Source organism: Salmonella sp. 32100201201700099SM (assembly GCF_017572645.1).
GTDB classification, from domain to species: domain Bacteria; phylum Pseudomonadota; class Gammaproteobacteria; order Enterobacterales; family Enterobacteriaceae; genus Salmonella; species Salmonella enterica.
Genome location: NZ_JAGERQ010000004.1, coordinates 235,283 through 248,161, shown reverse-complemented (window position 1 = coordinate 248,161; position 12,879 = coordinate 235,283). Strand labels below are relative to the sequence as shown.

The following is a 12,879-nucleotide window of genomic DNA, read 5'->3' as shown; positions in this document are numbered from 1 at the left end:
GCTGAAAATCGCCAGAAAAACAATGCATTATAATGCATTGATTTAAAAGTAATTAATGACTAACAACAACGAAAATCTCGCTGCGAGCAAAAAACACACAGTCACAGAGTATTTTATCGACAAAAAGCCTATAAATAAAAATATTACACTAGTTAATAGTTATTATATAGGGATATAGTCTATGCAAAGACAAAAGTGCTTTATGATTTCACTACCAACCATCACCTCATTCTGATCGATACGCTACAAGGAGCATTAACATGTTCTCTCCACAGTCACGCTTGCGTCATGCCGTAGCAGACGCGTTTGCGATGGTTGTTTACTGTTCTGTTGTGAACATGTTGATCGAGATATTCCTCTCCGGAATGAGCTTTGAGCAGTCGCTTTCTTCCAGGCTGGTGGCGATACCTGTCAACATTTTGATTGCATGGCCATACGGCGTTTACCGCGATCTGATTATGCGCGTCGCGCGTAAGGCAAGCCCGGCGGGATGGGCCAAAAACCTGGCGGATGTATTGGCTTATGTCACCTTTCAGTCACCCGTTTATATTATCATCTTGCTGACCGTCGGCGCCGGCTGGCATCAGATAGTGGCCGCCGTGAGTTCAAACATTGTTGTTTCAATGTTAATGGGCGCGGTTTATGGCTACTTCCTGGATTATTGTCGTCGCCTGTTTAAAGTGAGCAGCTATCATCAGGCTAAGGCGTAAGTTAGCGTCGCGACTGGCATTGCCAGTCGCGATTTTAGTCGCTTTTTTCGTCGCCAAAAAGCCCGTTCAGATAACGTTCTAACGCTATATCGGGAGCTAAAGCCGTGGGGAATACCGTAATGTTCGTGGGTCTCGCCGCCTAAATAGAGCGGAAAATTTTGGTAGTGATCGCAGGTCTTAATATCCGAAGCCGGGTCAGCCAGTGATGAGCTACGGTCTTTTAATCTGGGGTGAATGATCAGCGCGGTACGCCCCATACGCGCCTCGCGGTTAACATAAACATAATTCTCGCCGCGTCGATAACCATACGTCTTATTCGTCACCACATCAACGGTAAACCCTGCCTTTTCCAGTACCCGCGCCACCTCGTCAGGTCGTAAATACATATTTTATCCTCATTCTCTTTTACTGCGGGCTTACCTTACCCGATAGCGCGTTATCAACGCTTTCAGAAAAGTCCAGAAACGCATGATATCGCCGTAACAAGCCTCAGCAGGTAAAAATATGAACTACACTGAAAGCTACATCGAAATCAATGGAGGATCATATGCTTAACAAACCGAACCGAAACGACGTCGATGATGGTGTTCAGGATATTCAGAATGATGTCAATCGATTAGCCGACAGTCTGGAAGATGTCCTTAAATCCTGGGGAAGCGATGCGAAAGACGAAGCCGAGGCTGCGCGACGTAAAGCACAGGCGTTGCTGAAAGAGACCCGGGCGCGGATGCATGGACGTACTCGCGTAAAACAAGCCGCCTGTGATGCGATGGGGTGCGCGGATACGTTTGTGCGTGAAAAACCCTAGTGTAGCGTAGGAACCGCCGCAGCGGTAGGAATTTTTATCGGGGCGCTGCTTAGCCTGCGTCGCTAACGACGTGCGCAGCCGGATGGCGACATACTTTATTGGGCCTGCATCATTGCCGCAGGCCCAGGTCGCGCCATTCGGCGAAACGGTTACTGTATCGCCTGTCGAAGCTGCCATGCGACCTGTTTCGCCATGCCAGCGGAAGTAATATTGGTAAACGACAGTAAAATGCCCCCCTTTCCTGACGAAACCACTCGCCAACGGCTTAGCGCCTGTACCGCCAGTCCGGCCTGATTCGCTTTTGCTACCTGCGCTTTATCATCACCTTCAACCTCAATAACCAATTGAATACCGCCTTTCTGTAATGTCACGACAAATCCCTGTTCCGCCAGCGCCTCTTCAATCCATAACCGTCGCTGAGCATAATGTTGACGCATCTTTTTCAGATGCCGCCAGAAATGGCCATCACGGATAAAATCAGCCAGCGTGTGCTGCCATAACAACGGTACGCTACAGGGCATCAGCGACGCCTGCTGGCGGAAATGCTCAATCTGCTTTATCGGCACCACCAGCCAGGCGGTACGTAATGCCGGAAAGAGCGACTTACTGAACGTTCCGGCGTAAATCACTCGCTGCGGGGCATCCAGACTCTTGAGCGGCGGAAGCGGTTTACCGTGATAACGAAATTCGCTGTCGTAGTCATCTTCAATAATCCAGGCCTGCACATTCGCCGCCCATGCCAGAAGTTGCCGTCGGCGAGTTAACGACAGCGCCACCCCCAACGGACTTTGATGGGCGGGCGTCACCAATGCAAAGCGTCCCTGCGGGCAATCCCGCATCCCCGCTGCGACATTCAGCCCATCGGCATCGACCGGAATCGGCGCCAGCGTAATCCCCTCCTGCGTTATCACCGGGCGAATTAACGGAAAGCCGGGATCTTCCACCCACATGCTGTCTCCCGGCACAGACAATGTACGCAGGATTAGCCGCATAGAATCCGCATATCCGGAGGTAATAAATACCTGTTCCGGCAGACATTCAATGCTACGTGAAACCCGCAAGTAATCGACTATCGCCTGGCGCAAAATCGCCTCGCCGCAGACGTCGCCTAATGCCAGATCGAAGCGCGTCTGCGTGCGCAACCGACGTCCCATCACTCGCGCCCACTTCTCGCGTGGAAAGAGATCCAGCGCCGGTAACCCCATCTGAAAGGGTTTCGGTTCCGGACTTTCTCCGGCAAAAACAGCGGGTATCGGCGGCGCCGTCTCAAACCGTAGAGCGTTGCTCACAAACGTGCCTGCCTGGCCACGTCGCTCCAGCCAGCCCTGCGCTACCAGCTCGCCATAGGCATTTTCCACCGTGGCGCGAGAAACGCCCAGTTCCTGCGCCCACGTCCGACTGGAAGGCAAACGCGTTCCGGGCGCGAGTTCTCCTTGCTCAATGGCCGTTTTTAACTGACGAGCGATGTGCTGATAGCGCGGCATATGGTCTGCTTTTTCTGTAAAAATATGGCTCTCTTTTACAGACCATTATAGTGCTACAGTGCTCGTCATCAACACGAGGAGAAACATGATGACAACGTTACGCCAACCCTATTATGAACTGAGCCCGGAGGTTTATAGCGCTCTGGTGCAGGCGAAAAACGCGCTGGAAAAGAGCACGCTTGACCCCATGCTGATGGAGCTGATTTACCTGCGTGTTTCGCAAATAAATGGTTGTGCATTTTGCCTGGAGATGCACAGTAAAGCGCTGCGTAAGGCTGGCGTAAATCAAGCTAAATTAGATGCGCTGGCAGGATGGCGGGTAAGCCACCATTTCAGCGAGCAAGAGTGCGCGGCGTTAGCCTGGGCGGAATCGGTGACGCACATTGCTGAAACCCACGCCGAAGATAATGTTTACCTGCCGCTGCTCGATCATTTCAGCGCGCGTGAAATCAGCGATCTGACCTTCGCCATCGGTTTAATGAACTGCTTTAACCGTCTGGCGATCGGTATGCGAATGTGACGCATTGTTGCCGGATGGCGCAGATGTCAGCCAACTCTGTTATGCGTGAACCTGCAGGCCGGATCGGGCGTTCACGCCGCCATCCGGCAAAAATTAGCCATGCCGCCCCGACCCCGCTGCGTTCATCAGCGACGTTAAAATCAATCGAAAATTCCCATATCTTGTATGGTTGAATCTTAATTCAACTACATCTAGTATTTCCTGTATCAACACACGACAATCCGACGCGTTTCATCGCGCCGTTTTCTCATTTTAAATGGAAATACGAATCATGAGCATTACTATTTACACTCGCAATAACTGTGTTCAGTGCCACGCCACAAAGCGGGCGATGGAAAGCCGTGGATTTGAATTTGAGATGGTGAACGTCGATCTGGTGCCGGATGCAGCGGATACGCTCCGGGCGCAAGGGTTTCGTCAATTACCGGTGGTGATGGCGGGCGATTTGAGCTGGTCTGGCTTCCGTCCGGACATGATTAACCGTCTGCCCCCGACACCCCACGCGGCAAACGCATGAGCGCGCTCGTCTACTTCTCCAGCAGCTCTGAAAATACGCACCGTTTTATGCAGCGTCTGGGGCTACCCGCCACGCGTATTCCGCTCAATGAGCGGGAGCGAATTCGGGTAGACGAACCGTACATTCTGGTTGTGCCGTCATACGGCGGCGGCGGGATGGCCGGTGCGGTGCCGCGACAGGTGATCCGCTTTTTAAATGATGAACACAACCGGGCGCGCATTCGCGGCGTTATCGCCTCCGGTAATCGCAATTTCGGCGATGCCTGGGGATGCGCTGGCGATGTGATAGCACAAAAATACGGCGTACCCTGGCTGTACCGCTTTGAGCTCATGGGCACACAACGCGACATCGATAACGTCCGAAGAGGAGTAAATGAATTTTGGCAACAACTACCCCGGAGCGCGTAATGCAGGAAACCATGGATTACCACGCCCTGAACGCGATGCTGAATCTTTATGATAAAGCAGGCCATATTCAGTTCGACAAGGACCAGCAGGCGATCGACGCCTTCTTTGCCGCCCACGTCCGCCCGCATTCCGTGACGTTTGCCAGCCAGCATGAACGTCTGGAGACGCTGGTTCGGGAAGGTTATTACGATGACGCTGTCCTCGCGCGTTACGACCGCGCCTTCGTCCTCCGCCTGTTCGAGCACGCCCACGCCAGCGGCTTTCGCTTCCAGACGTTTCTTGGCGCCTGGAAGTTCTATACCAGTTACACGCTGAAAACCTTCGACGGCAAACGTTATCTGGAACACTTTGAAGATCGGGTGACAATGGTGGCGTTGACGCTGGCGCAGGGTGACGAAACGCTGGCCACCCAACTGACCGATGAAATGCTTTCTGGTCGCTTTCAGCCCGCTACCCCGACTTTTTTAAATTGCGGTAAACAGCAGCGTGGGGAACTGGTCTCCTGCTTCCTGCTCCGTATCGAAGACAATATGGAATCGATCGGGCGAGCGGTGAATTCGGCGCTGCAACTCTCCAAACGCGGCGGCGGCGTCGCATTTTTACTCTCCAATCTGCGCGAGGCGGGCGCGCCGATCAAACGCATTGAGAATCAGTCTTCCGGCGTGATCCCGGTGATGAAAATGCTGGAAGACGCGTTTTCGTATGCCAACCAGCTTGGCGCGCGCCAGGGGGCCGGCGCGGTTTATCTCCATGCGCACCATCCGGATATTCTGCGTTTTCTGGATACCAAACGGGAAAATGCCGACGAAAAAATCCGGATCAAAACGCTCTCTCTCGGCGTGGTGATCCCGGACATCACCTTCCGGCTGGCGAAAGAAAACGCGCAAATGGCGCTCTTTTCGCCCTATGACGTACAACGACGCTACGGCAAACCGTTTGGCGATATCGCCATTAGCGAACGGTACGATGAATTAATTGCCGATCCGCACGTGCGCAAAACCTATATTAACGCCCGTGACTTTTTTCAAACACTGGCGGAGATTCAGTTCGAATCCGGGTATCCCTACATCATGTTTGAAGATACGGTAAACCGCGCGAATCCTATTGCTGGTCGCATTAATATGAGCAACCTGTGCTCGGAAATTTTACAGGTCAATAGCGCCTCTCGTTACGACGATAACCTTGACTATACCCACATCGGGCATGACATCTCCTGCAATCTCGGTTCGCTGAATATCGCTCACGTCATGGATTCACCGGACATTGGCCGTACCGTAGAAACCGCTATTCGCGGCCTGACGGCGGTGTCGGACATGAGCCATATACGCAGCGTGCCCTCAATAGCCGCCGGTAATGCCGCCTCTCATGCCATCGGTCTGGGCCAGATGAATCTGCATGGCTATCTGGCGAGGGAAGGTATTGCCTACGGTTCGCCGGAGGCGTTGGATTTCACCAATCTCTATTTTTACACTATTACCTGGCATGCCGTGCATACTTCAATGCGGCTGGCCCGCGAACGCGGCAAAACCTTCGCCGGATTTGCGCAGTCGCGCTATGCCAGTGGCGACTATTTTACGCAGTATTTACAAGACGACTGGCAACCGAAAACGGCGAAAGTCAGGGCGCTATTTGCCCGCAGCGGCATTACGCTGCCCACACGCGAAATGTGGCTAAAGCTGCGCGACGATGTGATGCGCTATGGCATCTATAACCAAAATTTGCAGGCGGTGCCGCCGACCGGTTCGATTTCTTACATTAATCATGCGACCTCCAGCATTCATCCGATTGTGGCCAAAATTGAGATTCGCAAAGAGGGCAAAACCGGGCGTGTGTATTACCCCGCGCCGTTTATGACCAATGAAAATCTGGACATGTATCAGGATGCTTACGATATCGGTCCGGAAAAAATTATTGATACCTATGCCGAGGCCACGCGCCACGTCGATCAAGGGCTGTCGCTCACCCTGTTTTTCCCCGATACCGCCACGACCCGCGATATCAACAAAGCGCAGATCTATGCCTGGCGAAAAGGTATTAAGTCACTGTATTACATCCGGCTTCGCCAGTTGGCGCTGGAAGGTACTGAAATTGAAGGCTGCGTATCCTGCGCGCTATAAGGAAAGCCATATGAAATTATCTCGTATTAGCGCCATCAACTGGAACAAGATCCAGGACGACAAAGATCTGGAGGTGTGGAACCGGCTGACCAGTAACTTCTGGCTGCCGGAAAAAGTGCCGTTATCGAATGATATTCCGGCCTGGCAGACGCTGAGCGCCGCCGAACAGCAGCTCACCATTCGCGTGTTTACGGGTCTTACGCTGCTCGACACTATCCAGAACATCGCAGGCGCGCCGTCGTTAATGGCAGATGCCATCACGCCGCATGAAGAGGCCGTACTGTCGAACATCAGCTTTATGGAAGCGGTACACGCCCGCTCTTACAGTTCTATTTTCTCCACGCTGTGCCAGACGAAAGAGGTTGATGCCGCCTACGCCTAGAGCGAAGAAAACCCGCCGCTTCAGCGTAAGGCGCAGATTATTTTAGCTCATTACGTCAGCGATGAACCGCTAAAGAAAAAGATTGCCAGCGTCTTTTTAGAGTCTTTTCTGTTCTATTCCGGCTTCTGGCTGCCGATGTATTTCTCCAGCCGCGGTAAGCTCACGAACACTGCCGACCTGATTCGTTTAATCATTCGCGATGAAGCGGTTCACGGTTATTATATTGGCTATAAGTATCAGATAGCGCTACAAAAACTATCGGCAATCGAGCGTGAAGAGTTAAAGCTTTTCGCGCTGGATTTGTTGATGGAACTGTACGACAACGAAATCCGCTACACAGAAGCGTTATATGCGGAAACCGGCTGGGTTAACGACGTCAAAGCCTTCTTGTGCTACAACGCCAATAAAGCCTTAATGAACCTGGGTTATGAGGCGTTATTTCCGCCGGAGATGGCAGACGTGAATCCCGCAATCCTTGCCGCGCTCTCGCCGAATGCCGATGAAAACCATGATTTCTTTTCCGGCTCAGGTTCATCTTATGTGATGGGAAAAACGGTCGAAACCGAAGACGAAGACTGGAACTTTTAACCTTACGGGCATGGGAAATAACGTTACATTTTCCATGCCTTTATTTCAAGCAATACCGGGTTAAATCGCGCAAATATTACAACATGTCCTACACTCAATACGAGTGACATTATTCACCTGGATTCCTCCAATTCAGGTGGATTTTTGCTGGTTGTCTCAAAAAATATCTCTTCCTCCCCATTCGCGTTCAGCCCTTATATCATGGGAAATCACAGCCGATAGCACCTCGCAATATTCATGCCAGAAGCAAATTCAGGGTTGTCTCAGATTCTGAGTATGTTAGGGTAGAAAAAGGTAACTATTTCTATCAGGTAACATATCGACATAAGTAAATAACAGGAATCATTCTATTGCATGGCAATTAAATTAGAAGTGAAGAATCTGTATAAAATATTTGGAGAGCATCCGCAGCGTGCCTTCAAATATATTGAAAAGGGACTATCGAAAGAGCAAATACTGGAAAAAACGGGGCTATCGCTTGGCGTTAAAGACGCCAGTCTGGCCATTGAAGAAGGCGAGATATTTGTCATCATGGGATTATCCGGCTCGGGTAAATCCACAATGGTACGCCTTCTCAATCGCCTGATTGAACCCACCCGCGGACAGGTACTGATTGACGGCGTTGATATTGCCAAAATATCAGACGCTGAGCTTCGCGAGGTGCGCAGGAAAAAGATTGCGATGGTCTTCCAGTCATTTGCGCTCATGCCACATATGACCGTGCTGGATAATACGGCATTCGGTATGGAATTAGCGGGCATCGCGGCGCAAGAGCGTCGCGAAAAAGCGCTGGACGCCTTGCGTCAGGTGGGGCTTGAGAATTACGCTCACGCCTACCCGGATGAACTTTCCGGTGGGATGCGTCAGCATGTTGGGCTTGCCCGCGCGCTGGCAATCAACCCTGATATCTTATTAATGGATGAAGCGTTTTCCGCCCTCGATCCATTAATTCGTACCGAAATGCAGGATGAGCTGGTGAAATTACAGGCGAAACATCAGCGCACCATTGTCTTTATTTCCCACGATCTTGATGAGGCTATGCGTATTGGCGACAGGATTGCCATTATGCAAAATGGCGAGGTCGTACAGGTTGGTACGCCGGATGAGATCCTGAATAATCCGGCAAATGATTATGTCCGCACGTTCTTCCGTGGCGTGGATATTAGTCAGGTCTTTAGCGCCAAAGATATTGCCCGTCGCAGTCCGGTCGGCTTAATTCGTAAAACGCCAGGTTTCGGTCCCCGTTCGGCACTGAAATTATTACAGGACGAAGACCGTGAATATGGTTACGTCATTGAGCGTGGCAATAAATTCGTGGGCGTCGTGTCCATCGACTCATTAAAAGCGGCATTAAGCCAGGCGCAAGGGATTGAAGCGGCGCTTATCGACGACCCTTTAGTCGTTGATGCGCAAACCCCACTCAGCGAGTTGCTCTCTCACGTCGGCCAGGCGCCCTGCGCGGTGCCGGTTGTCGATGAAGAACACCAGTATGTTGGCATTATTTCAAAACGTATGTTGCTACAGGCTTTAGATCGCGAGGGGGGTAACAATGGCTGATCAAACGAATCCGTGGGATACCGCACGGGTGGCCGATACTACGACGCAAACGGCTGATGCCTGGGGAACACCGGCAGGTGTAGCCACGGACGGCGGCAGCACCGACTGGTTGAACAGCGCGCCCGCGCCAGCCCCTGAACACTTTTCTCTTCTGGACCCGTTCCATAAGACGCTGATCCCGCTGGATAGCTGGGTCACAGAGGGAATCGACTGGGTCGTCACCCATTTCCGTCCCCTTTTTCAGGGGATTCGTGTGCCGGTGGATTACATTCTTAACGGCTTTCAGCAACTGCTGCTGGGAATGCCCGCCCCTGTGGCGATTATTCTCTTTGCGCTGATTGCCTGGCAGGTTTCCGGCGTGGGCATGGGGATCGCAACGCTGATATCGCTGATCGCCATCGGCGCGATCGGCGCCTGGTCGCAGGCGATGATTACCCTGGCGCTGGTATTGACCGCCCTGTTGTTCTGCGTCGTGATCGGATTACCGATGGGAATCTGGCTGGCGCGCAGCCCGCGCGCAGCCAAAATAGTTCGTCCGCTGCTGGATGCGATGCAGACCACGCCCGCGTTTGTCTATCTGGTGCCGATTGTCATGTTATTCGGCATCGGTAACGTGCCGGGCGTGGTGGTGACGATTATTTTTGCTCTACCGCCGATTGTACGCCTGACGATCCTGGGCATTAACCAGGTGCCTGCCGACTTAATTGAAGCGTCGCGCTCGTTCGGCGCCAGCCCGCGCCAAATGTTGTTCAAAGTGCAACTACCGCTGGCGATGCCCACCATTATGGCAGGGGTTAATCAGACGCTGATGCTGGCTCTCTCGATGGTCGTCATCGCCTCGATGATTGCGGTCGGCGGACTTGGCCAGATGGTACTACGCGGCATTGGTCGTCTTGATATGGGGCTGGCAACCGTCGGCGGCGTCGGCATTGTGATTCTTGCCATCATTCTGGACCGTCTGACGCAGGCCGTCGGGCGCGACTCGCGTAGCCGCGGTAACCGTCGCTGGTATACCACCGGTCCTGTTGGGCTAATCACCCGCCCTTTCGTTAAGTAACTCTCCTGACGCCCGGTGACATTGCGCTTACCGGGCTTACAACTCCCTACCATAATTAAAGGAACAACGATGCGACATACCGTGATATTTGCCTCAGCGTTTGCCACCCTTGTCACCGCCAGCGCTTTCGCTGCCGACCTGCCTGGCAAAGGCATTACCGTCCAACCTATCCAAAGCACGATTTCTGAAGAGACCTTCCAGACGTTACTGGTCAGTCGGGCGCTGGAAAAGTTGGGTTATACCGTAAATAAGCCGAGTGAAGTCGATTACAACGTAGGCTACACCTCCATCGCCTCTGGCGATGCGACGTTTACCGCCGTGAACTGGCAGCCGCTGCATGATGATATGTATGCCGCAGCAGGCGGAGACAAAAAATTTTACCGCGAGGGCGTCTTCGTCTCCGGCGCTGCGCAGGGCTATCTGATCGATAAAAAAACCGCCGAGCAGTACAACATCACCAATATCGCTCAGCTAAAAGATCCGAAAATCGCCAAAATCTTCGATACCAATGGCGACGGAAAAGCGGACATGATGGGCTGCTCGCCGGGCTGGGGCTGCGAAGCCGTGATCAATCACCAGAATAAAGCGTTTGATCTGCAAAAAACCGTTGAGGTCAGCCACGGTAACTATGCGGCGATGATGGCTGATACCATTACCCGTTTTAAAGAAGGCAAGCCGGTGCTGTATTACACCTGGACCCCGTACTGGGTGAGCGACGTAATGAAGCCGGGTAAAGATGTCGTCTGGCTACAGGTGCCGTTCTCCTCTCTGCCGGGCGAACAGAAAAATATTGATACTAAACTGCCGAACGGCGCGAACTATGGGTTCCCGGTTAATACCATGCATATTGTCGCCAATAAGGCATGGGCGGAGAAAAACCCGGCGGCGGCGAAACTGTTCGCCATCATGAAGCTGCCGCTGGCGGATATCAACGCGCAGAACGCCATGATGCATGCCGGTAAATCGTCTGAAGCCGATGTTCAGGGCCACGTAGACGGCTGGATCAACGCCCACCAGCAGCAGTTTGACGGCTGGGTGAAAGAAGCGCTGGCCGCGCAGAAATAATATCGTTTTTTATGCCGGATAAGGCGCAGTTCATGCGCCGCTATCCGGCCTATTCAATCTCTCCTCAAAGCGCACGATTCATCACGTCACTGTTCCCCTTTATTCATCAACATCCGCTATGATTGTTTTCCCAGAAAATAATTATCTAAATCACGATTACCATAATGACGAAACCCACTCATGGGCTTAGCCCGGCGCTGATCGTTTTAATGTCTGTGGCCACGGGTCTGGCGGTCGCCAGCAACTACTATGCCCAGCCGCTGCTTGATACCATCGCGCATCACTTTTCGCTTTCCGCCAGCTCCGCAGGGTTTATCGTTACCGCCGCGCAGTTGGGCTATGCCGCTGGCCTGTTGTTTCTGGTGCCGCTCGGCGACATGTTTGAACGCCGAACGCTGATTGTCTCCATGACGTTGCTGGCGGCTGGCGGAATGCTGATCACCGCCAGCAGTCAGTCGCTTAGCATGATGATACTCGGAACGGCCTTAACCGGACTGTTCTCCGTGGTGGCGCAGATTCTGGTTCCGCTGGCCGCCACGCTTGCGACGCCCGCCACCCGCGGTAAAGTGGTCGGCACCATTATGAGCGGCCTGTTGCTGGGGATCCTGCTGGCGCGAACGGTCGCCGGACTGCTGGCAAACCTCGGCGGTTGGCGCACCGTATTTTGGGTAGCGTCGGCGCTGATGGCGCTGATGGCCGTCGCGTTATGGCGCGGACTGCCAAAGCTCAAATCCGACACCCATCTTAACTACCCGCAACTGTTGGGTTCTGTATTCAGCCTGTTTATTCACGATAAGCTGCTGCGTACCCGCGCGCTGCTGGGCTGTCTGACCTTTGCTAATTTCAGCATCCTCTGGACATCAATGGCCTTTTTGCTCGCCGCGCCGCCGTTTAGCTATTCCGAGGGAATGATTGGCCTGTTTGGCCTGGCGGGGGCCGCCGGCGCTTTAGGCGCGTGTCCGGCTGGCGGATTTGCCGATAAAGGTAAATCTCACCTCACCACCACGTTCGGCTTACTGCTGCTGTTACTCTCCTGGCTGGCGATCTGGCTTGGGCACACCTCGGTACTGGCGCTGATTATTGGCATTCTGGTACTGGACCTCACCGTTCAGGGGGTACATATCACCAATCAGACGGTCATCTATCGTTTGCATCCGGATGCGCGTAACCGGCTCACCGCCGGCTATATGACCAGCTACTTTATCGGTGGCGCCGCGGGGTCGCTGATTTCCGCCTCCGCCTGGCAACATGCCGGCTGGGCCGGCGTTTGTCTGGCGGGTGTCACGGTAGCCTTACTTAATTTACTGGTCTGGTGGCGAGGTTTTCACCGACAGGAAGCCGTAAATTAAGCGGATAGTGAGCGTTTACCTTTGTTTAAGCTCCTTAGGGTGTTAAGGAGCTCCCCAGTCTGTTAAGGTTATGCTATTCATTTATCATGGTTATTTTTATACCGGTGAAGAATAATATAATTCTATGGAAAGCCCTGCATCCCCATCTGCTCCCAGGCCAATAGCGCCCGTTCAAGGATTCGAAGGTCGTTCACCGATAGCTATCCGTGATATTCCGGTGGCTTTTGCATCGGGTTGTAAGGCCGTTTACCCGGCTTTCGCCCCTCCCGCTTATCGTTCTCTCCTGATTTTTTCATGCAGGCACTCACGCTTTTCTCG

Annotated in this window: 10 protein-coding genes and 3 pseudogenes; 11 read left to right on the top strand and 2 right to left on the bottom strand. The window is 52.9% G+C overall.

The genetic code is table 11. The annotated features are described in order from the left end of the window. Nucleotides 1-260 precede the first annotated feature (260 nt). Nucleotides 261-710, top strand: coding sequence for an L-alanine exporter AlaE (gene alaE, locus J4685_RS08580; protein WP_000492646.1), 450 nt, complete (start codon nt 261-263; stop codon nt 708-710). Nucleotides 711-744: 34 nt separating this feature from the next. Here the strand turns inward: alaE and J4685_RS08575 are convergent. Further along, nucleotides 745-1,096: pseudogene (locus tag J4685_RS08575) on the bottom strand (DUF2002 family protein). A gap of 161 nt (nt 1,097-1,257) precedes the next feature. On the opposite strand from J4685_RS08575, the pseudogene J4685_RS08570 reads away from it, so the two are divergent. Continuing rightward, nucleotides 1,258-1,584, top strand: a pseudogene (locus J4685_RS08570) (DUF883 domain-containing protein). Nucleotides 1,585-1,667: 83 nt separating this feature from the next. Here J4685_RS08570 and J4685_RS08565 read toward each other — a convergent pair. After that, the gene (locus J4685_RS08565; RefSeq protein WP_001138466.1) at nt 1,668-3,002 is read right to left on the bottom strand and encodes a PLP-dependent aminotransferase family protein; all 1,335 of its coding nucleotides are present in this window, start codon (nt 3,000-3,002) and stop codon (nt 1,668-1,670) included. A gap of 88 nt (nt 3,003-3,090) precedes the next feature. Here J4685_RS08565 and J4685_RS08560 point away from each other — a divergent pair, with 88 nt between their 5' ends. From J4685_RS08560 to J4685_RS08520, 9 genes and pseudogenes are all read left to right on the top strand, one after another. Next, a complete protein-coding gene (locus tag J4685_RS08560) occupies nt 3,091-3,522 on the top strand; it encodes a carboxymuconolactone decarboxylase family protein (RefSeq protein ID WP_000209812.1) in 432 nt (143 codons plus the stop codon). A 271-nt stretch (nt 3,523-3,793) separates the two neighbouring features. After that, nucleotides 3,794-4,039, top strand: a complete 246-nt coding sequence (nrdH, locus tag J4685_RS08555; protein ID WP_000028873.1) for a glutaredoxin-like protein NrdH — start codon at nt 3,794-3,796, stop codon at nt 4,037-4,039. Then, the gene (gene nrdI / locus J4685_RS08550) at nt 4,036-4,446 is read left to right on the top strand and encodes a class Ib ribonucleoside-diphosphate reductase assembly flavoprotein NrdI (protein ID WP_001275411.1); all 411 of its coding nucleotides are present in this window, start codon (nt 4,036-4,038) and stop codon (nt 4,444-4,446) included. The genes nrdH and nrdI overlap by 4 nt, the downstream gene beginning before the upstream one ends. Then, nucleotides 4,419-6,563 carry a class 1b ribonucleoside-diphosphate reductase subunit alpha gene (gene nrdE / locus J4685_RS08545; protein ID WP_000246622.1) on the top strand — a complete coding sequence of 715 codons (2,145 nt, stop codon included), beginning with the start codon at nt 4,419-4,421 and terminating at the stop codon, nt 6,561-6,563. Before nrdI ends, nrdE begins: the two co-directional genes overlap by 28 nt. A gap of 10 nt (nt 6,564-6,573) precedes the next feature. Further along, nucleotides 6,574-7,533, top strand: a pseudogene (gene nrdF / locus J4685_RS08540) (class 1b ribonucleoside-diphosphate reductase subunit beta). A 354-nt stretch (nt 7,534-7,887) separates the two neighbouring features. Further along, on the top strand, nt 7,888-9,090 hold the full coding sequence (proV, locus tag J4685_RS08535; protein ID WP_000985526.1) for a glycine betaine/L-proline ABC transporter ATP-binding protein ProV: 1,203 nt from the start codon (nt 7,888-7,890) through the stop codon (nt 9,088-9,090). After that, nucleotides 9,083-10,147 (top strand): glycine betaine/L-proline ABC transporter permease ProW, encoded by a 1,065-nt coding sequence (gene proW, locus J4685_RS08530; RefSeq protein WP_000775024.1) that lies wholly within the window; start codon nt 9,083-9,085, stop codon nt 10,145-10,147. The genes proV and proW overlap by 8 nt, the downstream gene beginning before the upstream one ends. 69 nt (nt 10,148-10,216) lie before the next feature. Then, the gene (gene proX / locus J4685_RS08525) at nt 10,217-11,212 is read left to right on the top strand and encodes a glycine betaine/L-proline ABC transporter substrate-binding protein ProX (protein WP_001216619.1); all 996 of its coding nucleotides are present in this window, start codon (nt 10,217-10,219) and stop codon (nt 11,210-11,212) included. A gap of 164 nt (nt 11,213-11,376) precedes the next feature. Continuing rightward, nucleotides 11,377-12,561: an MFS transporter gene (locus J4685_RS08520; RefSeq protein WP_000165766.1), complete on the top strand. Its 1,185-nt coding sequence runs from the start codon at nt 11,377-11,379 to the stop codon at nt 12,559-12,561. The last annotated feature ends 318 nt before the right edge of the window (nt 12,562-12,879 follow it).